Source organism: Enterobacter quasiroggenkampii, from assembly GCF_043972695.1.
Taxonomy (GTDB): domain Bacteria; phylum Pseudomonadota; class Gammaproteobacteria; order Enterobacterales; family Enterobacteriaceae; genus Enterobacter; species Enterobacter quasiroggenkampii.
In genome coordinates, this window is sequence record NZ_CP143745.1 from 1,907,919 (window position 1) to 1,930,661 (window position 22,743).

Genomic DNA, 22,743 nt, shown 5'->3' on the forward strand with positions numbered 1-22,743 from the left:
ATTTCTCCGCAAAATCAGCGTAAAGAGAGGTATTCCGCGACCGGGCCTAACGCGAGGGCGGGGATAAAGGTCAGGGCGCCGACCAGCAACACGGTGCCCGTTAGCAGGCCGATAAACAGCGCGCCGTGGGTCGGTAATGTCCCGGTGGTGGTCGGTTGGATTTTTTTGTTCACCAGCGATCCGGCTATCGCCATAACCGGCACAATGATCCCGAAGCGGCCCACGAACATGCAGAACGCCAGCAGACAGTTCCAGAACGGAGAGTTGGCGCTTAAGCCTGCAAAGGCGCTGCCGTTGTTGTTGGCGGCAGAGGAGACGGCATACAGCACTTCACTAAAACCGTGAATGCCGGGGTTAAAGATGCCGCTGCGTCCGGCCTCGGTCATCAGCGCCAGCGCGGTGCCGAGCAGCACGAGAGCCGGGGTGACCAGGATTGCCAGCGCGGTTAATTTCATCTCGCGGACGTCGATTTTTTTACCCAGATATTCCGGGGTGCGGCCAATCATCAGACCGGCAATAAACACCGCCAGCAGCACGAACAGCAGCATGCCGTAAAGACCGGAGCCCACGCCGCCAAACACCACCTCGCCAATCTGCATCAGCCACATCGGGATCATGCCGCCCAGCGCCGTAAAGGAATCATGCATGGCATTGACGGCCCCGCACGACGCAGCCGTGGTGACCACCGCATACAGGCTGCTGGCGAGAATGCCAAAGCGGCTCTCTTTACCTTCCATATTGATTGCTCTATCGGCCCCGAGTGAGAGGAAATGCGGATTACCCTGCCATTCGGCCCACATCACCAGCGCAACACAGACCACGAAGATAAGCGACATGGTCCAGAGCAGGGTACGCCCCTGACGGCGATCGTTAACCACGTCGCCAAAGGCAAAGCAGAGCGCGGCGGGGATCAGGAAAATCGCCAGCATCTGCACAAAATTGGTCAGGGCGGTAGGGTTTTCAAACGGGTGCGAGGAGTTGGCGTTGAAGAAGCCGCCACCGTTCGTCCCGAGCATTTTGATGGCTTCCTGCGACGCCACTGGCCCCATAGGCAGGAGCTGTTTTGCGCCTTCCAGCGAGGTATAAGGTGCGTAAGGCAGCAGGTTTTGCAGGCTGCCCTGCTGAATGAAGAACAGCGCGATCAGCAGCGCAATCGGCAGCAGGATCCACAGCGTAATGCGCGTCAGGTCTACCCATGCGTTACCTAACGTACTCACTTTCTGACGTGCAAACGCACGCGTCAGCGCGAAGATCACCGCAATACCGCTGGCGGCAGAGAGGAAGTTCTGCACGGTTAATCCGACCATCTGGCTGAAGTAGCTGAGCGTGGTTTCACCGGAATAGGACTGCCAGTTGGTGTTGGTGACAAAACTGACTGCCGTGTTCAGTGCAAGATGCCAGGACAGGCCCGGTAATTGTTGCGGATTCAGCGGCAGGATGCCTTGCAACATCAGCATGGCAAAAAGCGCAATGAGTCCGACAATGTTCAGCAGCAGAATGGCGATCAGATAGTCACGCCAGTTCATCTCCCGATCGTCTACACCCAGTACGCGCCAGATCCCTTTTTCAACGCTTCCCGTGCCGGGCAGGGGAACGTTATTGATCAGCCGTGCCAGCCCCGAGCCCAGTGGCCTTGCCAGGACGAACAACACCACTAAGAAACTGGCAATAAGCAAAAACGCCTGAGCAGCCATCAGAATGCCTCCGCATTAATCAGGGCATAAACCAGATAACCCAATAACAGGAACACCAGCACGATGCCGGCAATAAGACCTGCACTCACAATCCACCTCCGGGTGACTTTTGTTGTTGTGCTAACGGTAGGATTTATGGCGCAAAGATTTCGCAAAAATGAGAAGGGTGGGTGTAAAAAAAGTATAAAAATGGCAAAGCCCACAATTTAACTATTGATAAGTAAATTGTTAACTTTTTTGTAACTTAATTACGGCGTGAATGTAAATTTTGGCTAAACGGACGAAAATAAGTGGTCGGATGAGTAGTAAAATTACAAACAAAGCGATATTATTTTAGCCAGGTCACAGATTTTGAATTTTCCGGATGACGTTTCCGGCCAACTATAGGGGAGAAAAATATGGATCTTTATAAAGAGTTTCCGGCTCATATCGTGTTCATACGCCGCGCTTTCGCCGTAGTGGCTGGCGTGCTGGCTCTGCCGGTGATGCTGTTCTGGAAAGATCGTGCACGTTTTTATAGCTATCTGCACCGCGTCTGGGCGAAAACCAGCGAGAAGCCGGTATGGATGGATCAGGCCGAGAAAGCGACCTGCGACTTCTACTAAGACGACACACAGCAATAAAAAAACCGCCAACAGCAATGTGGCGGTTTTTTTGTCCCTCGGGATTCGCGGTCCGTTGGGTGGTCTTGCAGCCCCTACCCGGGATTTTTATCATACCCTCCTGTAAGCAGATGGCAATCCCTCCAGGCCTTTATAAAGTCCTAATTTTCTTCGAGTATCTTACCTTTGCAGCGGATGTTCATTATGATGCGGCGTCCCTTTCCGCCATCTCGCAAATGGGCATCGGTCCTGGGAAAGGTATTTTTACAGCCGTAAAGCAGCCCGCCTACCCGGGCTTGTGTCCACCGACTTATCACCGGTGGTGAACGGTGGAGCGGTTAGCAGCAGGGACCGCATAATGAAACGCTATTTTTGCATCGCGTTCATTGTCGCCAGCGTACTCGTTGTCAAAAGTGATGAACCGATCGGGTTTGTTGCATTTACCACGATAGCGCAGGACAAGTAGCGTTAAGGCCGCCTTGGGCGGCCTTTTTTATTTCATCCCGTCTACACTTCATGGCAAAGTAGTTCAATGCATGCTTTTTCCTTTTACGGCATGCCCTTACGGACATAATGGATATTTGCCTGGAGTTTTATGCCCACCCATCTGGTTTGGTTTCGCGCGGACCTGCGCGTACATGACAACATCGCCCTGGCGGCGGCCTGCCGCGCCAAAGACGCTAACGTACTGGCTCTGTTTGTGGCTACGCCCGAGCAGTGGCGGCAGCATGATATGGCGCCACGCCAGGCGGCCTTGCTGCGTGCGTATCTGACCGATCTGCAGCATTCGCTTGCCGGAAAAGGCATACCGCTGATTTATAAAGAGGTAAGTGATTTTGCCGCACAGCTGCAGACGGTGCAGGAGACCTGTAAGCAGCACAACGTCACGCATCTTTTTTACAACTATCAGTACGAATTCAACGAGCAGCAGCGCGACCGTCAGCTGGAGAAGATGCTGGAGGATGTGGTCTGTGAAGGATTTGATGACAGCGTGATGCTGGCGCCGGGCAGCGTGATGACCGGCAACCGTGAGATGTATAAAGTTTTCACTCCGTTTAAAAATGCCTTTATCAAGCGTCTGAAAGAGTCGCTGCCGGAGTGCGTTGCCGCGCCTGCCGCGAGGGGCGAACCCCTGAAGGACCTGTCTGAACTGACGTTTGACTACCCACAGGAGCCGTTTGATAAAACGCTGTTCCCCGCCGATGAAAAAGCGGCTATCGCTCAACTCCGCCAGTTCTGCAAACAGGACGCGGCCAACTACGACGTGCGGCGGGATTTTCCGGCCATCGAGGGCACCAGCCGCCTGTCGGCCTGTCTGGCGCTGGGCGCGATCTCTCCTCGCCAGTGTTTACACCGTCTTCTGGCCGAGCAGCCGCAGGCGCTGGATGGAGGCACCGGTTCTGTCTGGCTGAACGAGCTTATCTGGCGTGAGTTCTACCGCCATCTGATGACGTATCATCCCGATCTCTGTAAGCATCGTCCGTTCATTCCCTGGACCGACAACGTAAAATGGCAGCATGATGAGGCACTTTTACAGGCCTGGAAAAAAGGGGAGACGGGCTATCCGATTGTTGATGCCGCGATGCGTCAGCTCAATGAGACGGGGTGGATGCACAACCGCCTGCGAATGATTACCGCGAGTTTTCTGGTAAAGGATCTGCTTATCGACTGGCGTATCGGAGAGCGCTATTTTATTTCTCAACTGATCGACGGCGATCTCGCCGCGAATAACGGCGGCTGGCAGTGGGCGGCCTCTACGGGCACCGATGCGGCTCCCTATTTCCGGATTTTTAATCCAACCACTCAGGGACAAAAATTTGATGAGAACGGCGAGTTTATCCGCCGCTGGCTCCCTGAACTAAAAGAGATACCGGCTAAAGCGATCCACGAACCGTGGGCATGGGCGGATAAACAGCGTGTAAAACTGAATTATCCCCGTCCGATCGTCGACCATAAACAGGCGCGTGTCGCCACGCTGGCTGCGTACGAAGCGGCCCGCAAAGCATAAGAGAGTGATGATGAAAAACAGCGAACTGGAACGCCTGATTAACGAAAAACTCAATACCGCCTCCTTCAGCGACTACGGTCCAAATGGCCTGCAGGTAGAAGGGCGCGAAACGGTGCAGAAAATTATCACCGGCGTCACGGCAAGCCAGGCACTGCTGGACGAGGCTGTCCGTCAGGAAGCCGATGCGGTGATTGTCCATCACGGTTACTTCTGGAAAAACGAATCACCGATTATTCGCGGCATGAAGCGCAACCGCCTGAAAACGTTGCTGGCAAATGACATCAACCTGTACGGTTACCACCTGCCGCTGGACGCGCACCCGGAGCTTGGCAACAACGTTCAGCTTGCCCGACTGTTGGGGATCACCGTAATGGGCGAAATCGAGCCACTGGTGCCGTGGGGCGAGCTGGCGATGCCGGTTCCCGGACTGGAGCTGGCCTCGTGGATTGAAGCGCGCCTGGGGCGTCGTCCGCTGTGGAGCGGCGATACCGGTCCGGATACGGTGAAGCGTGTTGCCTGGTGCACCGGGGGCGGGCAGGGCTTTATCGACAGCGCCGCGCGCTTCGGTGTCGATGCCTTTATCACCGGCGAGGTTTCCGAGCAGACCATTCATTCGGCACGTGAACAGGGGCTGCATTTCTACGCGGCCGGGCATCATGCCACCGAGCGCGGCGGTATTCGTGCCCTCAGCGAGTGGCTGACGGAAAATACCGATCTGGATGTAACCTTTATTGATATCCCTAATCCGGCCTGATGAGAGGTGCCTGAGTGCAGCGAGCGCGTTGTTATCTTCTGGGAGAAACGGCAGTGGTTCTGGAGCTCGAGCCGCCGGTGACCCTTGCCACGCAAAAGCGTATCTGGCGGCTAACCCAGCGTCTGGTCGATCTGCCGGACGTGGTTGAAGCCATTCCGGGGATGAATAACATCACGGTGGTGCTGCGTAGTCCGCATACGCTGGCGCTGGATGCCATTGAACGTTTACAGCGCTGGTGGGAAGAGAGCGAGGCGCTGGAGCCGGAATCGCGTGCCATTGAGATCCCGGTCGTTTATGGCGGTACGGGGGGACCGGATCTTGGTGTGGTCGCAGACCATTGCGGACTCACCGAAAAGCAGGTTGTTGAGCTGCACAGTTCGGTGGATTACGTCGTCTGGTTCCTGGGGTTCCAGCCCGGATTCCCGTATCTGGGGGGATTATCTCCCCGGCTGCATACGCCGCGCCGCGCTGAACCGCGCCTGAGCGTACCGGCGGGGACGGTCGCGATTGGTGGCGAGCAGACCGGCGTATATCCGCTGACTTCGCCCGGTGGTTGGCAGCTTATTGGGCATACCGCCACCCCGTTATTTGACCCTGGGCTGGCGTCGCCAATACTCCTGCGCCCGGGCGATACCCTTCGCTTTATCCCGCAGAAGGAGGGGGTATGTTAACGCTTATTCGCGCCGGGCTTTATACCTCCGTACAGGATGCCGGCCGCTTTGGCATGCGCCAGTCGGGCGTGAGCTATTGTGGCGCGCTGGACCGTCCTGCGCTGGAAATCGCTAACGTGCTGGTGGGCAACCCCGGCAGCACGGCGGCGCTCGAAATTACGCTCGGCCAGTGTGTGATTGAGTTTGGTCAGGAGACGTGGTTCGCGCTCACCGGCGCAGGCTGTGATGCCACGCTGGACGGCAAAGCGGTGTGGACCGGCTGGCGTCTGCGGGCGAAAGCCGGACAGCGTCTGACCTTAAAGCGTCCTTTGCACGGCGTACGTAGCTATCTCGCGGTGGCTGGTGGCATTGATGTGCCTGAGGTGCTGGGCTCATCCAGTACCGATCAGAAAGCCGGGATTGGTGGTCACGAAGGACGTTTGTTGCGCGATGGCGATCGCCTGGCGATTATGCCCTCCTCGCGTCACTTTTCGACGGCGCAGGGGGTGAAACAACTTCTCTGGGGAAACCAGATCCGCGCCTTACCGGGGCCGGAATATCATGAGTTCGGCGAGGCCTCCAAAGAGTCCTTCTGGCGCTCGCCGTGGAAGCTCAGTCCGCAGAGTAACCGTATGGGCTACCGCCTGCAGGGGCAGCCGCTGATCCGGACGACCGACAGGGAACTGCTTTCCCACGGTTTACTGCCTGGGGTTATTCAGGTGCCGGGCAACGGGCAACCGATCGTGTTAATGAACGACGCGCAGACGACGGGTGGTTATCCGCGAATTGCCTGCATCATTGAAGCCGATCGCTACCATCTGGCGCAAATTCCCCTCGGACAGCCGATTCACTTCGTGCAGTGTTCGCTGGAGGAGGCGCTAAAGGCGCGGCAGGATCAGCAGCGCTATCTCGAACAGCTGGCGTGGAGGCTCGATGGTAAAGATTGATTTGAATGCCGATCTGGGCGAGGGCGGCAGCGCCGATGCGGCGCTGATGACGCTGGTCTCCTCGGTCAATATCGCCTGCGGCTTTCACGCGGGCGATGCGCAAACCATGCTAGAGAGCGTGCGTCATGCCATCAAAAATGGCGTGGCGATTGGCGCTCACCCGAGCTTCCCTGACCGGGAAAACTTTGGCCGCACCGCGATGGACCTGCCGCCTGAGACGGTCTACGCTCAGGTGCTCTACCAGATTGGCGCGCTGGAGGCGATGGTTCGCGCCGGGAAGGGCGTGCTGCGCCACGTGAAGCCGCACGGCATGCTCTATAACCAGGCTGCAAAAGATCCGGCGCTGGCGGAGGCGATTGCCCGCGCGGTACGCGATTGCAACCCGCAGCTGATCCTTGTGGGGCTGGCAGGCAGCGAGCTTATTCGCGCCGGCCAGCGTCTGGGGTTAACCACGCGGCAGGAGGTCTTTGCCGACCGGGGTTATCAACCCGATGGCAGTCTTGTACCGCGTACGCAAGCTGGTGCGTTGATAACGGACGAAGGTCAAGCGCTGGCGCAGACGCTGGAGATGGTGCGCGCCGGGCGAGTGACCGCCGTGGATGGCACATCAGCGCACGTTCAGGCTGATACGGTATGTTTACATGGTGATGGCGAGCATGCGCTCCAGTTCGCGCGCCGCTTGCGGGCAGCGTTCTCTGAAGAGGGCATTCTTGTCAGCGCAGACTAATCATGAAAGGACAGAAAAATGCCAGAAGGCCCGGAGATCCGCCGCGCGGCGGATAGCCTCGAGGCGGCGATAAAGAGCAAACCCCTGACGGAGGTCTGGTTTGCTTTTCCTCAACTGAAACCGTTTGAATCACAGCTAGTGGGGCAGTCGGTAACGCATATTGAAACGCGCGGCAAAGCGCTGCTCACGCATTTTTCCCATAACCTGACGTTATATAGCCATAACCAGCTTTACGGCGTCTGGCAAGTGGTGGAGGCGGGTGAACAGCCGCAGACTACCCGCGTGCTGCGCGTCAGGCTGCAAACGGCCGATAAGGCGATCCTGCTCTATAGCGCCTCTGATATCGAAATATTAACGCCGGAGCAACTCCTCACGCACCCGTTTCTACAGCGAGTGGGGCCGGACGTGCTGGATATGCGTCTGACGGCGAGCGATGTGAAGGCCCGACTGCTATCGCCCACATTCCGCAACCGACAGTTTTCCGGCCTGTTTCTTGACCAGGCGTTTCTGGCCGGGCTTGGCAACTACCTGCGGGTGGAGATCCTCTGGCAAGTCGGACTGGCGCCGCAGCACAAAGCCTCCCAGCTGAGCGATGAACAGCTGGAGGCGCTGTCTCACGCGCTGCTGGACATCCCGCGGCTATCGTACAACACGCGCGGCATCGTAGATGAAAACAAGCACCACGGGGCGCTGTTCCGGTTCAAAGTGTTTCATCGGGCGGGGAAAAAGTGCGAGCGGTGCGGCGGCGTGATTGAGAAGGCTACGATCTCTTCCAGACCGTTTTACTGGTGTCCAGGGTGCCAGATGTAAAAAAGCCGGGTGGCGGCTACGCCTTACCCGGCCTACGTTTCGCATTTATTTGTAGGCCCGGTAAGCGGTAGCGCCACCGGGCTTAACTTTTAGCGCTTCAGGTCAGACTTAAAATCACGCTGCTCGTAGCCGGTATACAGCTGACGAGGACGGGCGATCTTCATGCCTTCGCTGTGCATTTCGTTCCAGTGCGCAATCCAGCCTACGGTACGGGCCATCGCGAAGATGACGGTGAACATGGAAGACGGAATGCCCATCGCTTTCAGAATAATGCCAGAGTAGAAATCGACGTTCGGGTAGAGTTTCTTCTCGATGAAGTACGGATCGTTCAGCGCGATGTGTTCCAGCTCCATCGCTACTTCCAGCAGGTCATCTTTGGTACCCAGCTCTTTCAGCACTTCGTGGCAGGTCTCACGCATCACGGTGGCGCGTGGGTCGTAGTTTTTGTAAACACGGTGACCGAAGCCCATCAGGCGGAAGGAGTCATTCTTGTCTTTCGCGCGACGCACGAACTCAGGAATATGCTCAACGGTGCTGATCTCTTCCAGCATCTTCAGTGCCGCTTCGTTCGCGCCGCCGTGCGCCGGTCCCCACAGGGAGGCGATGCCCGCAGCGATACAGGCGAACGGGTTCGCGCCTGAAGAACCTGCGGTACGAACGGTTGAGGTAGAGGCGTTCTGTTCGTGGTCAGCGTGCAGGATCAGAATACGGTCCATCGCGCGTTCCAGAACCGGGTTCACTTCATACTCTTCGCACGGCGTGGAGAACATCATGCGCAGGAAGTTGCCCGCGTAGGAGAGGTCGTTGCGCGGATACACAAACGGCTGACCGATGGAGTATTTGTAACACATCGCCGCCATGGTCGGCATTTTGGACAGCAGACGGTAAGCGGCGATTTCACGGTGACGCGGATTATTCACGTCAAGGGAATCGTGGTAGAACGCTGCCAGTGCACCGGTAATCCCGCACATCACCGCCATTGGGTGAGAGTCACGACGGAACGCATGGAACAGACGGGTAATCTGCTCATGGATCATGGTGTGACGGGTCACGGTGGTTTTAAATTCATCGAACTGGGCCTGCGTCGGTTTTTCGCCGTTCAGCAGGATGTAGCACACTTCCAGATAGTTGGATTCGGTGGCTAACTGATCGATAGGGAAGCCGCGATGGAGCAGGATACCTTCGTCACCGTCAATGAAGGTGATTTTGGATTCGCAAGATGCGGTAGAGGTAAATCCAGGGTCAAAGGTAAACATCCCTTTGGAACCCAGCGTACGGATATCAATAACATCCTGACCGAGCGTGCCTTTTAGCACATCCAGTTCAATAGCAGTGTCACCATTTAGGGTGAGCGTTGCCTTTGTATCAGCCATTTACGGTCTCCTTAGCGCCTTATGCTTAAGACTGCGCTTTACCGGATTTGCTTTCAGCTGTTAATCACCGTTACCAGATTGTTATTTGGCTTACCGCTCAGCTCACGAGGACAAACCAGGGTACAGAGCTATGGCGCCTTGCAGGTAAACGAATGAAATATCAGTGAAACAACAGCAAATCAGCGTTTTTGCAGTCCGAATTATTCAAACCTGTATATCACTAATAACTGTCCTGATAACTTCGGTCAATACCATCACACTGTTACATAACTATTTGTCAGGTGAAAGAGAGACCTCATAACTTTTGCGCATTATATGCCTTTTCTGATGACGTTTGTAACAATATTGTTTAACATTTGTCAAATCAGATGATTAAAAATTAAAAAGATGTTGTTATCGTGACCCTGATCACTGTTCCAGAGAAAACCCGACAAACTGTATGTAGGTTAATTGTAATGATTTTGTGAACGGCCTATACTGCCGCCAGGTCTCCGGAACACCCTGCAATCCCGAGCCACCCAGCGTTGTAATGTGTCGTTTAAGCATCTGGAAGCACTGTTTTGCATGACGCGCAGTTATAGAAAAGGAACGCTGTCTGACCCGCATCGCAGTCCGGAGGAAGGAAACAATAAGAACAGCATGTGGGCGTTATTCATGATAAGAAATGTGAAAAAACAAAGACCTGTCAATCTGGATCTCAAAACGATCCGGTTCCCCGTAACAGCAATAGCGTCCATTCTGCACCGTGTTTCTGGTGTGATTACGTTTGTGGCGGTCGGTATTCTGCTGTGGTTACTGGGCACCAGCCTCTCTTCCCCTGAAGGATTCCTCCGGGCCTCAGCCATCATGAACAGCTTCTTCGTGAAATTCATCATGTGGGGCATTCTGACCGCACTGGCGTACCACGTTGTGGTGGGTGTTCGCCATATGCTGATGGACTTTGGCTACCTGGAAGAAACCTTCGAAGCCGGAAAACGCTCCGCTAACATTTCATTTGTGATTACAGTCGTGCTTTCACTTCTCGCAGGAGTTCTCGTATGGTAAGCAACGCCTCCGCATTAGGACGCAACGGCGTACATGACTTCATTCTGGTCCGTGCTACCGCCATCGTTCTCACCCTCTACATCATCTATATGATCGGTTTCTTCGCGACCAGCGGCACGCTGACGTGGGAAATCTGGAGTGGGTTCTTCGGATCCGCCTTCACCAAAGTGTTCACCCTGCTGGCCCTGTTCTCCATCCTTATTCATGCCTGGATTGGCATGTGGCAGGTGTTGACCGATTACGTTAAACCGCTGGCGATTCGCCTCCCACTGCAGCTGGCCATTGTCGTTGCACTGGTGGTTTACGTTATTTATGGATTCGTTGTGGTGTGGGGTGTGTAATGAAACTGCCAGTCAGAGAATTTGATGCTGTTGTGATTGGTGCCGGTGGCGCAGGTATGCGTGCCGCACTGCAAATTTCCCAGAGCGGCCAGAGCTGTGCGCTGCTCTCTAAAGTTTTCCCGACCCGTTCCCACACTGTGTCCGCGCAGGGCGGTATCACCGTTGCGCTGGGTAACTCCCATGAAGATAACTGGGAATGGCACATGTATGACACGGTAAAAGGTTCCGATTACATCGGCGACCAGGATGCCATCGAATATATGTGTAAAACCGGACCGGAAGCGATTCTGGAGCTGGACCACATGGGGCTGCCGTTCTCCCGTCTGGAAAATGGCACCATCTATCAGCGTCCGTTTGGCGGCCAGTCGAAAAACTTCGGCGGCGAGCAGGCGGCACGCACCGCGGCGGCGGCTGACCGTACCGGTCACGCGCTGCTGCACACCCTGTATCAGCAGAACCTGAAAAACCACACCACCATCTTCTCCGAGTGGTATGCGCTGGATCTGGTGAAAAACGCCGATGGCGCAATTGTTGGCTGTACCGCGCTGTGTATCGAAACCGGTGAAGTGGTTTACTTCAAAGCCCGCGCTACCGTGCTGGCGACCGGCGGTGCAGGCCGTATTTACCAGTCCACCACCAACGCCCACATCAACACCGGTGACGGTGTCGGTATGGCTATCCGCGCGGGCGTGCCGGTGCAGGATATGGAGATGTGGCAGTTCCACCCAACCGGTATCGCCGGTGCGGGCGTTCTGGTGACGGAAGGCTGCCGTGGTGAAGGTGGCTACCTGCTGAACAAACACGGCGAGCGCTTCATGGAGCGTTATGCCCCGAATGCGAAAGACCTTGCGGGTCGTGACGTGGTGGCGCGTTCTATCATGATCGAAATCCGTGAAGGTCGCGGCTGTGACGGCCCATGGGGTCCACACGCCAAGCTGAAACTCGACCACCTGGGTAAAGAAGTGCTGGAGTCCCGTCTGCCGGGCATCCTGGAACTCTCCCGCACCTTCGCGCACGTCGATCCGGTAAAAGAGCCGATTCCGGTTATCCCAACCTGCCACTACATGATGGGCGGTATTCCGACCAAAGTGACCGGTCAGGCGCTGACCGTGAACGAGCAGGGCGAAGACGTGGTCATTCCTGGCCTGTTCGCGGTAGGCGAAATTGCCTGCGTATCCGTACACGGCGCAAACCGTCTGGGCGGCAACTCGCTGCTGGATCTGGTGGTGTTTGGTCGTGCGGTGGGTCTGCATCTGCAGGAATCCATTGCCGAGCAGGGCGCGCTGCGTGACGCAACCGACGACGAAATTGATGCCTCTCTTGAGCGCCTCAACCGCTGGAACGGCAACCGTAACGGCGAAGATCCGGTGGAAATCCGCAAAGCGCTGCAGGAGTGCATGCAGCACAACTTCTCGGTATTCCGTGAAGGCGACGCGATGGCCAAAGGTCTTGAGCAGCTGAAAGCGATCCGCGAGCGTCTGAAAAATGCCCGTCTGGACGATACCTCCAGCGAGTTCAACACCCAGCGCGTTGAGTGCCTGGAGCTGGATAACCTGATGGAAACCGCGTTCGCGACCGCGATGTCGGCAAACTTCCGTACCGAAAGCCGTGGCGCGCATAGCCGCTTCGACTTCCCGGAGCGTGATGACGAAAACTGGCTGTGCCATTCCCTGTATCTGCCAGAGTCGGAAACCATGACGCGTCGTAGCGTCAATATGGAACCGAAACTGCGTCCGGCGTTCCCGCCGAAGATTCGTACTTACTAATGCGGAGACAGGATAATGAAACTCGAATTCTCAGTTTATCGTTATAACCCGGATGTAGACGACGCTCCGCGCATGCAGGATTACACGCTGGAAGCGGAAGAAGGTCGTGACATGATGCTGCTGGATGCCTTAATCCAGCTGAAAGAAAAAGATCCAACCCTGTCGTTCCGCCGCTCCTGCCGTGAAGGGGTGTGTGGCTCTGACGGTGTGAACATGAACGGCAAAAATGGCCTGGCCTGCATCACGCCAATTTCAGCGTTGCAGCGTCCTGGTCAGAAAATTGTTATCCGTCCTCTGCCAGGCCTGCCGGTCGTGCGTGATTTGGTGGTAGACATGGGGCAATTCTATGCACAATATGAGAAGATTAAGCCTTACTTATTGAATAATGGGCAAAATCCACCGGCTCGCGAGCACTTACAGTCGCCTGAGCAGCGTGAAAAACTCGATGGTCTGTACGAGTGTATTCTCTGCGCATGCTGTTCTACGTCCTGCCCGTCGTTCTGGTGGAACCCGGACAAGTTTATCGGCCCGGCCGGTCTGCTGGCTGCCTATCGCTTCCTGATCGATAGCCGCGACACCGAAACCGACAGCCGTCTGGAAGGACTGAGTGACGCTTTCAGCGTATTCCGCTGCCATAGCATCATGAACTGCGTCAGTGTGTGTCCGAAGGGGCTGAACCCGACGCGCGCCATCGGCCATATTAAGTCGATGCTGCTGCAGCGCAGTGCGTAAGTAAATTTGCCGGATGGCGCTGCGCTTATCCGGCCTACGAAACTGTAGGCCCGGTAAGCGTAGCGCCACCGGGCAAAATGCAGAAACCTTTAAAAACTGCCCTGAAGTCTAGACAGTTTCTAAAGGTTCCTTCGCGGGCCACAAAGAGCTCGCAGGTGAACCCCGGCACGTACACGTGGTGTGCGTGGTAGTTTCTACGGCGAAAGTAAGCATAAAAATGCTTAAGGGATCACGATGCAGAACGGCGCAATGAAAGCCTGGCTGGACTCTTCTTACCTCTCTGGTGCCAACCAGAGCTGGATAGAACAGCTCTATGAAGACTTCTTAACCGATCCTGACTCAGTGGACGCAAACTGGCGTTCCATGTTCCAGCAGTTGCCTGGTACAGGGGTCAAACCGGATCAATTCCATTCCAAAACACGTGATTATTTCCGTCGTCTGGCGAAGGATGCCTCACGTTACTCTTCTGCGATTTCCGACCCTGACACCAATGCGAAGCAGGTTAAAGTCCTGCAGCTTATCAACGCTTATCGCTTCCGTGGTCACCAGCATGCGAATCTCGATCCGCTGGGACTGTGGAAACAAGACCGTGTGGCCGATCTCGATCCGGCGTATCACGATCTGACCGAGGCCGATTTCCAGGAAAGCTTTAACGTAGGTTCCTTTGCCATCGGCAAAGACACGATGAAGCTGGGCGATCTGATTGACGCGCTCAAGCAAACCTACTGCGGCTCCATCGGCGCGGAATACATGCACATTACCTCTACCGAAGAGAAGCGCTGGATCCAGCAGCGCATCGAATCCGTAGCGGGCCACGCGACCTTCTCGGCTGACGAGAAAAAACGCTTCCTCAGCGAACTGACCGCAGCGGAAGGCCTTGAGCGCTATCTGGGCGCGAAGTTCCCGGGCGCAAAACGCTTCTCGCTGGAAGGCGGTGACGCCCTGGTGCCGATGCTGAAAGAGCTGATTCGTCACGCAGGCAAGAGCGGCACCCGTGAAGTGGTGCTGGGCATGGCACACCGTGGTCGTCTGAACGTACTGGTCAACGTGCTGGGTAAAAAACCGCAGGACCTGTTCGACGAATTCGCGGGCAAACATAAAGAACACCTCGGCACCGGCGACGTGAAGTACCACATGGGCTTCTCGTCTGATATCGAAACCGAAGGCGGTCTGGTTCACCTGGCGCTGGCGTTTAACCCGTCACACCTGGAAATCGTCAGCCCGGTGGTTATCGGTTCCGTGCGCGCGCGTCTGGATCGTCTGGACGAGCCGAGCAGCAACAAAGTTCTGCCAATCACCATCCACGGTGATGCGGCGGTGACAGGGCAGGGCGTGGTGCAGGAAACCCTGAACATGTCGAAAGCGCGTGGTTATGAAGTGGGCGGTACCGTTCGCATCGTAATCAACAACCAGGTGGGCTTCACCACCTCTAACCCGCTGGACGCGCGTTCTACCCCGTACTGCACCGACATCGGTAAGATGGTGCAGGCGCCGATCTTCCACGTTAACGCGGATGACCCGGAAGCCGTGGCTTTCGTTACCCGTCTGGCGCTGGACTTCCGTAACACCTTCAAACGCGATGTGTTCATTGACCTCTTCTGCTACCGCCGTCACGGCCACAACGAAGCGGATGAGCCAAGTGCAACCCAGCCGCTGATGTACCAGAAAATCAAAAAACACCCGACCCCGCGCAAAATCTATGCTGACAAGCTTGAGAGCGACAAAGTGGCGACGCTGGAAGATGCGACCGAAATGGTCAACCTCTACCGCGACGCGCTGGATGCGGGTGAGTGCGTAGTGAAAGAGCTGCGCCCGATGAACATGCACTCCTTTACCTGGTCGCCGTACCTCAACCACGAGTGGGATGAGAGCTACCCGAACAAGGTGGAGATGAAGCGCCTGCAGGAGCTGGCTAAACGCATCAGCACCGTGCCGGACGCTATCGAGATGCAGTCTCGCGTAGCGAAAATTTATGCTGACCGTCAGGCCATGGCGGCAGGTGAGAAGCTGTTCGACTGGGGCGGCGCGGAAACGCTGGCTTACGCGACGCTGGTTGACGAAGGCATTCCTGTGCGTCTGTCCGGTGAAGATGCGGGCCGTGGAACCTTCTTCCACCGTCACGCGGTCGTTCACAACCAGTCTAACGGTTCAACCTACACCCCGCTGCAGCACGTGCACAACGGTCAGGGCCAGTTCAAGGTCTGGGACTCCGTGCTGTCTGAAGAAGCGGTACTGGCTTTCGAGTACGGTTACGCCACGGCAGAACCGCGCACCCTGACCATATGGGAAGCGCAGTTCGGCGACTTCGCCAACGGTGCGCAGGTGGTTATCGACCAGTTCATCTCCTCCGGCGAGCAGAAGTGGGGCCGTATGTGTGGCCTGGTGATGCTGCTGCCGCACGGCTATGAAGGCCAGGGTCCGGAGCACTCCTCCGCGCGTCTGGAACGTTATCTGCAGCTCTGCGCCGAGCAGAACATGCAGGTTTGCGTGCCGTCGACCCCGGCGCAGGTTTACCACATGCTGCGTCGTCAGGCGCTGCGCGGTATGCGTCGTCCGCTGGTGGTCATGTCGCCGAAATCCCTGCTGCGTCACCCGCTGGCGGTGTCCAGCCTGGAAGAGCTGGCTAACGGTACCTTCCTGCCAGCCATCGGCGAAATTGACGAGCTGGATCCACAGGCCGTGAAGCGTGTGGTGATGTGTTCTGGTAAGGTTTATTACGACCTGCTGGAACAGCGCCGTAAGAACGATCAGAAAGATGTCGCCATCGTGCGTATCGAACAGCTTTATCCGTTCCCGCACCAGGCGGTGCAGGAAGCGCTGAAACCGTACGCTCACGTTCATGATTTTGTCTGGTGCCAGGAAGAGCCGCTCAACCAGGGCGCATGGTACTGCAGCCAGCATCATTTCCGTGAAGTGATTCCATTTGGGTCAGCCCTGCGCTATGCAGGTCGCCCGGCCTCCGCCTCTCCGGCGGTAGGGTATATGTCCGTTCACCAGAAGCAGCAACAAGATCTGGTCAATGACGCGCTGAACGTCGATTAATTAAAGGATACATAATGAGTAGCGTAGATATTCTTGTTCCCGACCTGCCTGAATCTGTAGCAGATGCGACCGTCGCTACCTGGCACAAAAAACCAGGCGATGCCGTTAAGCGCGATGAAGTGCTGGTAGAAATCGAAACTGACAAAGTGGTACTGGAAGTACCGGCTTCGGCGGATGGCGTTCTGGACGCGGTGCTGGAAGATGAAGGTACCACCGTGACTTCTCGTCAGATCCTGGGTCGCCTGCGTGAAGGCAACAGCGCGGGCAAAGAGTCCAGCGCGAAGTCTGAAGAGAAAGCCTCTACGCCGGCTCAGCGCCAGCAGGCCTCTCTGGAAGAGCAGTCCAACGACGCCCTCAGCCCGGCGATCCGTCGCCTGCTGGCGGAACACAGCCTTGACCCGGCAGCCATTAAAGGCACCGGTGTGGGCGGTCGTCTGACCCGCGAAGACATCGACAAGCATCTGGCGAAAGCGCCTGCTCAGGCAGAAGCGAAAGCCCCTGCGGCAGCACCGGCAGCACAGCCTGCGCTGGGCGCACGCAGCGAAAAACGCGTGCCAATGACCCGCCTGCGTAAGCGCGTGGCCGAGCGTCTGCTGGAAGCGAAAAACTCTACCGCGATGCTGACCACCTTCAACGAAGTAAACATGAAGCCAATCATGGACCTGCGTAAGCAGTACGGTGACGCGTTTGAAAAACGTCACGGTATCCGTCTGGGCTTTATGTCCTTCTACGTGAAGGCGGTGGTTGAAGCGCTGAAACGCTACCCGGAAGTGAACGCGTCCATCGATGGCGATGACGTGGTTTACCACAACTACTTCGACGTCAGCATGGCGGTTTCGACCCCACGTGGCCTGGTGACCCCGGTTCTGCGTGATGTGGATACCCTGGGTATGGCTGACATCGAGAAAAACATTAAAGAGCTGGCTGTGAAAGGCCGCGACGGCAAGCTGACCGTAGACGATCTGACCGGCGGTAACTTCACCATTACCAACGGCGGCGTATTCGGCTCGCTGATGTCTACCCCGATCATTAACCCGCCGCAGAGCGCGATCCTGGGTATGCATGCCATTAAAGATCGTCCTATGGCGGTAGACGGTAAAGTTGAGATCCTGCCGATGATGTACCTGGCGCTCTCTTACGACCACCGCCTGATCGACGGCCGCGAGTCCGTGGGCTTCCTGGTTGCCATTAAAGAGCTGCTGGAAGATCCAACGCGTCTGCTGCTGGACGTCTAGTCACGATTTAGCATCACCTGCCCCGTGGACCGGCACACGCTGCGCCGGTCTACAGGTTTGAAGATAACGATTACCCTGAAGGATGGATAGAACACATGAACTTACATGAATATCAGGCCAAACAGCTGTTTGCCCGGTATGGCTTACCGGCTCCGGTGGGTTATGCCTGTACTACCCCGCGTGAAGCAGAAGAAGCCGCATCTAAAATCGGTTCCGGCCCGTGGGTAGTTAAGTGTCAGGTTCACGCTGGTGGCCGTGGTAAAGCGGGCGGTGTGAAGGTTGTTAAGAGCAAAGAAGAGATTCGTGCGTTTGCTGAACATTGGCTCGGTAAGCGTCTGGTAACGTACCAGACAGATGCGAACGGCCAGCCGGTTAACCAGATCCTGGTTGAAGCGGCGACCGACATCGCGAAAGAGCTGTATCTGGGCGCGGTGGTTGACCGTAGCTCCCGTCGCGTGGTGTTCATGGCGTCTACCGAAGGCGGCGTGGAAATCGAAAAAGTGGCGGAAGAAACCCCACACCTGATCCACAAAGTGGCTATCGATCCGCTGGCGGGCCCAATGCCTTACCAGGGACGCGAGCTGGCGTTCAAACTGGGTCTGGAAGGTAAACTGGTTCAGCAGTTCACCAAGATCTTCATGGGTCTGGCGACCATCTTCCTGGAGCGCGATCTGGCGCTGATCGAGATCAACCCGCTGGTGATCACGACCCAGGGCGATCTGATCTGCCTCGACGGCAAGCTGGGTGCTGACGGCAACGCGCTGTTCCGCCAGCCGGATCTGCGCGAAATGCGCGACCAGTCTCAGGAAGACCCGCGTGAAGCGCAGGCGGCACAGTGGGAACTGAACTACGTGGCGCTGGACGGTAACATCGGCTGCATGGTTAACGGTGCGGGCCTGGCGATGGGCACCATGGACATCGTTAAGCTGCACGGCGGTGAGCCAGCAAACTTCCTCGACGTGGGCGGTGGCGCTACCAAAGAGCGCGTAACCGAAGCGTTCAAAATCATTCTCTCCGACGACAACGTGAAGGCCGTTCTGGTTAACATCTTCGGCGGCATCGTCCGTTGTGACCTGATCGCCGACGGTATCATCGGCGCGGTAGAAGAAGTAGGTGTTAACGTTCCGGTGGTTGTGCGTCTGGAAGGTAACAACGCTGAACTCGGCGCGAAAAAACTGGCTGACAGCGGCCTGAATATTATTGCAGCGAAAAGTCTGACGGATGCAGCTCAGCAGGTTGTTGCCGCAGTGGAGGGGAAATAATGTCAGTTTTAATTAATAAAGATACCAAGGTTATCTGCCAGGGCTTCACCGGTAGCCAGGGGACTTTCCACTCCGAACAGGCGATTGCCTACGGTACGCAGATGGTTGGCGGTGTAACGCCAGGTAAAGGCGGTACCACGCATCTGGGCCTGCCGGTGTTCAACACCGTGCGTGAAGCGGTAGAAGCGACGGGCGCAACCGCGACCGTGATCTACGTTCCGGCGCCGTTCTGCAAAGACTCCATTCTGGAAGCGATCGACGCAGGTATCAAACTGATCATCACCATCACTGAAGGCATCCCGACGCTGGATATGCTGACCGTGAAGGTGAAGCTGGATGAAGCTGGCGTACGTATGATCGGCCCGAACTGCCCAGGCGTTATCACCCCGGGCGAATGCAAAATTGGCATCATGCCGGGCCACATTCACAAGCCGGGTAAAGTGGGCATCGTGTCCCGTTCCGGTACCCTGACCTATGAAGCGGTTAAGCAGACCACCGACTACGGTTTCGGCCAGTCCACCTGTGTGGGCATCGGCGGTGACCCAATCCCGGGCTCTAACTTCATCGACATCCTGAAGCTGTTCCAGGAAGATCCACAGACCGAAGCGATCGTGATGATCGGTGAGATCGGTGGTAGCGCGGAAGAAGAAGCGGCTGCTTACATCAAAGAACACGTGACCAAGCCAGTTGTGGGTTACATCGCGGGTGTGACTGCGCCGAAAGGCAAGCGTATGGGTCACGCAGGCGCGATCATCGCCGGTGGTAAAGGTACGGCTGATGAGAAATTCGCAGCGCTGGAAGCCGCAGGCGTGAAAACCGTTCGCAGCCTGGCGGATATCGGCGAAGCACTGAAATCCATCATTAAGTAAGTCCTCTCTGCTCCCCGAAAGGGGGGCGTTGCAGTATAAAAATGTCCGTTTCGACATGGTTGGCCGCTGTAAAGCGGCCTTTTTTATTGCCTGCGTCTGGCGACTAGCGTGAACTTGTAATCATCGGTATTGAACACGTTGCGGCTGTATTCAAATACCCGTCCGTCCTTCAGAAACCCGCGGGAGACTTTTTCCAGGATCGGCTTTGCCGGATCGAGCGACAGCGCGGCGATCGCCTCCTCTGACGGCATGATCGGCACCAGCTCCTGCTCGCTGCGATCGATAACCAGCTTTTTGATCTGCTCAACGTAGTGGTATTTCGAATTCTCCATCACTTCCCAGGTGAGGTCGGGGAACAGGGCCAGCGGCATCCACGTTTCTTCCAGATTTACCGGTTTTTGTTTAATAAAGCGGACGCGTTTGACGTGCCAGACTTTATCGTCATGAGAGAGATTCAGCTTTTCGGCAAGTTTTGCATCGGCTTTCAGCACTTCGAAAATGCTCACCTCACTGTGGGTATCCACGTTCCGGTCCGCCAGTTTTTCGTAAAACCCGGTGAGCTGGTAAATATCGTAATTGACGCGCTCTTCTTTTACGTAGGTGCCGCTGCCCTGAATGCTCTCGACGATCTGCTCTTCCGTAAGCAGCTTCAGCGCCTGTCTCACCGTGACGCGACTCACGTTGAATGCCTCCTGAAGGCTGGATTCCGTCGGTAACGCATCGCCAGGCTTTAACTCTCCCTCACTGATTTTCTCGCGAAGCGCATCGGCTATTTGCCGGTACATCGGTTTGTTACTCATCGAATCTGCCTTTCTAATACCTTTTCATGGAATTATGCCTCCCACTTAAGATTTGTAAATAATACAACTTGAATACAAATTTGCATTGTTAGTGAAAGTGATCACATAAATGTATTGTGTTACCTGCCACAATTGCCGCCAGACAATAACAACTTATGTGTGAGGATCTTATGAACCTGACGACTCTGACCCACACCAGTGCTGTCTGCGTGCAGGCGCGCTATGCCAGCCGTGATGAGGCCATTCGCCAGCTTACAATGCGGCTGGTGGCGCTGGGCAAAATTACAGATGGCGATGCATTTTTGGCGGAGGTCTACCGTCGCGAATCGCAGGGGCCAACCGCACTGGGTGAAGGGCTGGCTGTCCCGCATGGTAAATCGAACGCGGTGAACGAAGCGGCTTTTGCGGTTGCTACGCTGCGCGAACCGCTGGAGTGGGAGGGGGTGGACGGCCCTGAAAGCGTAGAGCTGATCGTCCTGCTTGCCATCCCGCCAGCTGAAGCGGGATCCACGCATATTCAGGTGCTGACGGCGCTGACGTCTCGCCTTGCCGATGATGCCCTCCGGGAGCGCGTTATGGCTGCCGAGACGGCAGAGGATCTGCTTGATGCGCTGAACGGTGTCTCGAAGGAAGACGAGGCTGATACGCCGGTGAATGCACCAACCGTCGTCTGTGTCACCGCCTGTCCTGCGGGGATCGCGCATACCTATATGGCCGCAGAGTACCTGGAGAAAGCGGGACGTAAGCTCGGCGTCAACGTGGTGGTCGAAAAGCAGGGGGCGAACGGTATCGAAGGGCGAATTACTGCCCAGCAGTTGCAGGAGGCGAAAGCGTGTATTTTTGCCGCAGAAGTGGCGATCAAAGAGAGTGAGCGCTTTCAGGGGATCCCCGCCATTTCCGTGCCCGTCGCGGAACCCCTGCGCCATGCTGAAGCGCTGATTGAGCGCGCGCTGGTGCTTCAGCCTTCTAGCGATGCGCGCCAGGCGCAAGTCGATACCGAAACGAAAAAGCGCGTTAAAACTGAACTCAAGCAGGCGCTTCTCAGCGGCATCTCTTTTGCGGTGCCGCTGATCGTCGCCGGCGGTACGGTGCTGGCCGTATCGGTACTGCTGGCGCAAATCCTTGGCCTGCAGCACCTGTTTGACCAGGAAAACTCATGGCTGTGGATGTACCGCAAGCTTGGCGGCGGCATGCTCGGCATTTTGATGGTGCCTGTCCTGTCGGCCTATACCGCCTACTCGCTGGCGGATAAACCTGCGCTGACGCCGGGCTTTGCGGCCGGTCTGGCTGCCAACATGATCGGCTCCGGTTTTCTTGGCGCTATCGTCGGCGGGCTGATCGCGGGCTATCTGATGCGCTGGGTGAAAAACCATATCCGGCTCAGTAGCCGCTACAACGGCTTTCTGACTTTTTATCTCTATCCGGTGATTGGCGTGCTGGGCGCGGGCAGCCTGATGCTGTTTGTGATTGGCGAACCGGTGGCCTGGCTCAATAACACGCTCACCGTCTGGCTTAACGGTCTGTCCGGCGCGAATGCGCTGCTTCTGGGGGCGATCCTCGGGTTTATGTGCTCATTCGATTTGGGTGGCCCGGTCAACAAAGCCTCTTACGCGTTCTGCCTGGGGGCGATGGCGAACGGGGTATACAGTCCCTATGCGATCTTTGCCTCCGTCAAAATGGTCTCAGCCTTCACCGTCACGGCGTCAACGATGCTGGCACCGAAGCTGTTTAAGTCGTTTGAAATTGAAACCGGCAAATCCACCTGGCTGCTCGGCCTCGCGGGCATTACCGAAGGGGCGATTCCGATGGCGATAGAAGATCCGCTTCGCGTTATTGGCTCATTTGTACTCGGATCCATGGTGACAGGCGCGGCTGTCGGTGCGATGGGGATCGGGTTGTCTACGCCGGGGGCCGGGATTTTCTCTCTTTTTTTACTTCACGATGCCGGGTTGGGTGGTGTGGTTGCTGCGGCGGGCTGGTTTGGCGCGGCGCTGGTGGGTACCGCTATCTCCACTCTGGTTCTGCTGCTCTGGCGACGCCAGGCGGTAAAAAAGGGCAACTACGTCACTGAAGACGCCTTATCGTAA

Annotated in this window: 20 protein-coding genes; 16 read left to right on the top strand and 4 right to left on the bottom strand. The window is 56.4% G+C overall.

Translation table 11 applies throughout. From position 1 onward, the window contains the following. Positions 1-14: 14 nt before the first annotated feature. Complete coding sequence (kdpA, locus tag V1572_RS09100) at positions 15-1,694, bottom strand: potassium-transporting ATPase subunit KdpA (RefSeq protein ID WP_252077417.1); 1,680 nt, start codon at positions 1,692-1,694, stop codon at positions 15-17. Continuing rightward, positions 1,694-1,783, bottom strand: a complete 90-nt coding sequence (kdpF, locus tag V1572_RS09105) for a K(+)-transporting ATPase subunit F (RefSeq protein ID WP_014069365.1) — start codon at positions 1,781-1,783, stop codon at positions 1,694-1,696. The genes kdpA and kdpF overlap by 1 nt, the downstream gene beginning before the upstream one ends. Positions 1,784-2,092: 309 nt before the next feature. On the opposite strand from kdpF, the gene V1572_RS09110 reads away from it, so the two are divergent. The 7 genes from V1572_RS09110 (at position 2,093) to nei (ending at position 8,192) form a co-directional block, all read left to right on the top strand. Further along, positions 2,093-2,299 (top strand): YbfA family protein, encoded by a 207-nt coding sequence (locus tag V1572_RS09110; protein WP_045630853.1) that lies wholly within the window; start codon positions 2,093-2,095, stop codon positions 2,297-2,299. Positions 2,300-2,891: 592 nt separating this feature from the next. Beyond that, on the top strand, positions 2,892-4,304 hold the full coding sequence (gene phrB, locus V1572_RS09115) for a deoxyribodipyrimidine photo-lyase (RefSeq protein ID WP_248220977.1): 1,413 nt from the start codon (positions 2,892-2,894) through the stop codon (positions 4,302-4,304). A gap of 10 nt (positions 4,305-4,314) precedes the next feature. Beyond that, on the top strand, positions 4,315-5,058 hold the full coding sequence (locus V1572_RS09120; RefSeq protein ID WP_045909572.1) for a type 2 GTP cyclohydrolase I: 744 nt from the start codon (positions 4,315-4,317) through the stop codon (positions 5,056-5,058). Positions 5,059-5,072: 14 nt separating this feature from the next. Further along, positions 5,073-5,729, top strand: a complete 657-nt coding sequence (gene pxpB, locus V1572_RS09125; RefSeq protein WP_048226116.1) for a 5-oxoprolinase subunit PxpB — start codon at positions 5,073-5,075, stop codon at positions 5,727-5,729. Then, entirely contained in the window at positions 5,723-6,655 is a 933-nt protein-coding gene (pxpC, locus tag V1572_RS09130) for a 5-oxoprolinase subunit PxpC (protein ID WP_395299883.1), read from the top strand. Before pxpB ends, pxpC begins: the two co-directional genes overlap by 7 nt. Continuing rightward, the gene (pxpA, locus tag V1572_RS09135; protein WP_048226139.1) at positions 6,642-7,382 is read left to right on the top strand and encodes a 5-oxoprolinase subunit PxpA; all 741 of its coding nucleotides are present in this window, start codon (positions 6,642-6,644) and stop codon (positions 7,380-7,382) included. The genes pxpC and pxpA overlap by 14 nt, the downstream gene beginning before the upstream one ends. Before the next feature lie 18 nt (positions 7,383-7,400). Next, positions 7,401-8,192 (top strand): endonuclease VIII, encoded by a 792-nt coding sequence (nei, locus tag V1572_RS09140; protein WP_395299884.1) that lies wholly within the window; start codon positions 7,401-7,403, stop codon positions 8,190-8,192. Positions 8,193-8,281: 89 nt separating this feature from the next. Here nei and V1572_RS09145 read toward each other — a convergent pair whose 3' ends face one another. After that, complete coding sequence (locus V1572_RS09145) at positions 8,282-9,565, bottom strand: citrate synthase (RefSeq protein ID WP_045909567.1); 1,284 nt, start codon at positions 9,563-9,565, stop codon at positions 8,282-8,284. 639 nt (positions 9,566-10,204) lie between these two features. On the opposite strand from V1572_RS09145, the gene sdhC reads away from it, so the two are divergent. The 8 genes from sdhC to sucD all read left to right on the top strand — a co-directional run bounded on the left by sdhC (position 10,205) and on the right by sucD (position 19,856). Beyond that, on the top strand, positions 10,205-10,609 hold the full coding sequence (sdhC, locus tag V1572_RS09150) for a succinate dehydrogenase cytochrome b556 subunit (protein ID WP_263906637.1): 405 nt from the start codon (positions 10,205-10,207) through the stop codon (positions 10,607-10,609). Then, positions 10,603-10,950: a succinate dehydrogenase membrane anchor subunit gene (gene sdhD / locus V1572_RS09155; RefSeq protein ID WP_008501088.1), complete on the top strand. Its 348-nt coding sequence runs from the start codon at positions 10,603-10,605 to the stop codon at positions 10,948-10,950. Before sdhC ends, sdhD begins: the two co-directional genes overlap by 7 nt. Beyond that, positions 10,950-12,716 (top strand): succinate dehydrogenase flavoprotein subunit, encoded by a 1,767-nt coding sequence (gene sdhA / locus V1572_RS09160; RefSeq protein WP_008501089.1) that lies wholly within the window; start codon positions 10,950-10,952, stop codon positions 12,714-12,716. Before sdhD ends, sdhA begins: the two co-directional genes overlap by 1 nt. 15 nt (positions 12,717-12,731) lie before the next feature. After that, positions 12,732-13,448 (top strand): succinate dehydrogenase iron-sulfur subunit SdhB, encoded by a 717-nt coding sequence (gene sdhB, locus V1572_RS09165; RefSeq protein ID WP_008501090.1) that lies wholly within the window; start codon positions 12,732-12,734, stop codon positions 13,446-13,448. Between the two features lie 234 nt (positions 13,449-13,682). Further along, positions 13,683-16,490, top strand: a complete 2,808-nt coding sequence (gene sucA / locus V1572_RS09170; RefSeq protein ID WP_008501092.1) for a 2-oxoglutarate dehydrogenase E1 component — start codon at positions 13,683-13,685, stop codon at positions 16,488-16,490. A 14-nt stretch (positions 16,491-16,504) separates the two neighbouring features. After that, positions 16,505-17,725: a 2-oxoglutarate dehydrogenase complex dihydrolipoyllysine-residue succinyltransferase gene (gene odhB, locus V1572_RS09175; protein WP_008501093.1), complete on the top strand. Its 1,221-nt coding sequence runs from the start codon at positions 16,505-16,507 to the stop codon at positions 17,723-17,725. Positions 17,726-17,820: 95 nt separating this feature from the next. Next, entirely contained in the window at positions 17,821-18,987 is a 1,167-nt protein-coding gene (gene sucC / locus V1572_RS09180) for an ADP-forming succinate--CoA ligase subunit beta (protein WP_006809579.1), read from the top strand. Beyond that, the gene (gene sucD, locus V1572_RS09185) at positions 18,987-19,856 is read left to right on the top strand and encodes a succinate--CoA ligase subunit alpha (RefSeq protein ID WP_008501094.1); all 870 of its coding nucleotides are present in this window, start codon (positions 18,987-18,989) and stop codon (positions 19,854-19,856) included. Before sucC ends, sucD begins: the two co-directional genes overlap by 1 nt. Before the next feature lie 83 nt (positions 19,857-19,939). On the opposite strand, the gene V1572_RS09190 is transcribed toward sucD, so the two are convergent. Next, positions 19,940-20,656 (bottom strand): GntR family transcriptional regulator, encoded by a 717-nt coding sequence (locus V1572_RS09190; RefSeq protein WP_395299885.1) that lies wholly within the window; start codon positions 20,654-20,656, stop codon positions 19,940-19,942. Positions 20,657-20,826: 170 nt separating this feature from the next. Here V1572_RS09190 and mngA point away from each other — a divergent pair, with 170 nt between their 5' ends. Continuing rightward, a complete protein-coding gene (gene mngA, locus V1572_RS09195; protein WP_111967397.1) occupies positions 20,827-22,743 on the top strand; it encodes a PTS 2-O-a-mannosyl-D-glycerate transporter subunit IIABC in 1,917 nt (638 codons plus the stop codon).

What these genes read in the sequence shown, in the direction of transcription:
- sdhB (WP_008501090.1), top strand. Translation starts at nt 12,732, where the DNA reads ATGAAACTCGAATTCTCAGTTTATCGTTATAACCCGGATGTAGACGAC.
- V1572_RS09190 (WP_395299885.1), bottom strand. Translation starts at nt 20,656, where the DNA reads ATGAGTAACAAACCGATGTACCGGCAAATAGCCGATGCGCTTCGCGAG.
- sucC (WP_006809579.1), top strand. Translation starts at nt 17,821, where the DNA reads ATGAACTTACATGAATATCAGGCCAAACAGCTGTTTGCCCGGTATGGC.
- V1572_RS09110 (WP_045630853.1), top strand. Translation starts at nt 2,093, where the DNA reads ATGGATCTTTATAAAGAGTTTCCGGCTCATATCGTGTTCATACGCCGC.
- mngA (WP_111967397.1), top strand. Translation starts at nt 20,827, where the DNA reads ATGAACCTGACGACTCTGACCCACACCAGTGCTGTCTGCGTGCAGGCG.
- kdpA (WP_252077417.1), bottom strand. Translation starts at nt 1,694, where the DNA reads ATGGCTGCTCAGGCGTTTTTGCTTATTGCCAGTTTCTTAGTGGTGTTG.
- V1572_RS09145 (WP_045909567.1), bottom strand. Translation starts at nt 9,565, where the DNA reads ATGGCTGATACAAAGGCAACGCTCACCCTAAATGGTGACACTGCTATT.
- phrB (WP_248220977.1), top strand. Translation starts at nt 2,892, where the DNA reads ATGCCCACCCATCTGGTTTGGTTTCGCGCGGACCTGCGCGTACATGAC.
- sucA (WP_008501092.1), top strand. Translation starts at nt 13,683, where the DNA reads ATGCAGAACGGCGCAATGAAAGCCTGGCTGGACTCTTCTTACCTCTCT.
- sdhD (WP_008501088.1), top strand. Translation starts at nt 10,603, where the DNA reads ATGGTAAGCAACGCCTCCGCATTAGGACGCAACGGCGTACATGACTTC.
- pxpC (WP_395299883.1), top strand. Translation starts at nt 5,723, where the DNA reads ATGTTAACGCTTATTCGCGCCGGGCTTTATACCTCCGTACAGGATGCC.
- sucD (WP_008501094.1), top strand. Translation starts at nt 18,987, where the DNA reads ATGTCAGTTTTAATTAATAAAGATACCAAGGTTATCTGCCAGGGCTTC.
- pxpA (WP_048226139.1), top strand. Translation starts at nt 6,642, where the DNA reads ATGGTAAAGATTGATTTGAATGCCGATCTGGGCGAGGGCGGCAGCGCC.
- V1572_RS09120 (WP_045909572.1), top strand. Translation starts at nt 4,315, where the DNA reads ATGAAAAACAGCGAACTGGAACGCCTGATTAACGAAAAACTCAATACC.
- nei (WP_395299884.1), top strand. Translation starts at nt 7,401, where the DNA reads ATGCCAGAAGGCCCGGAGATCCGCCGCGCGGCGGATAGCCTCGAGGCG.
- sdhC (WP_263906637.1), top strand. Translation starts at nt 10,205, where the DNA reads ATGTGGGCGTTATTCATGATAAGAAATGTGAAAAAACAAAGACCTGTC.
- sdhA (WP_008501089.1), top strand. Translation starts at nt 10,950, where the DNA reads ATGAAACTGCCAGTCAGAGAATTTGATGCTGTTGTGATTGGTGCCGGT.
- odhB (WP_008501093.1), top strand. Translation starts at nt 16,505, where the DNA reads ATGAGTAGCGTAGATATTCTTGTTCCCGACCTGCCTGAATCTGTAGCA.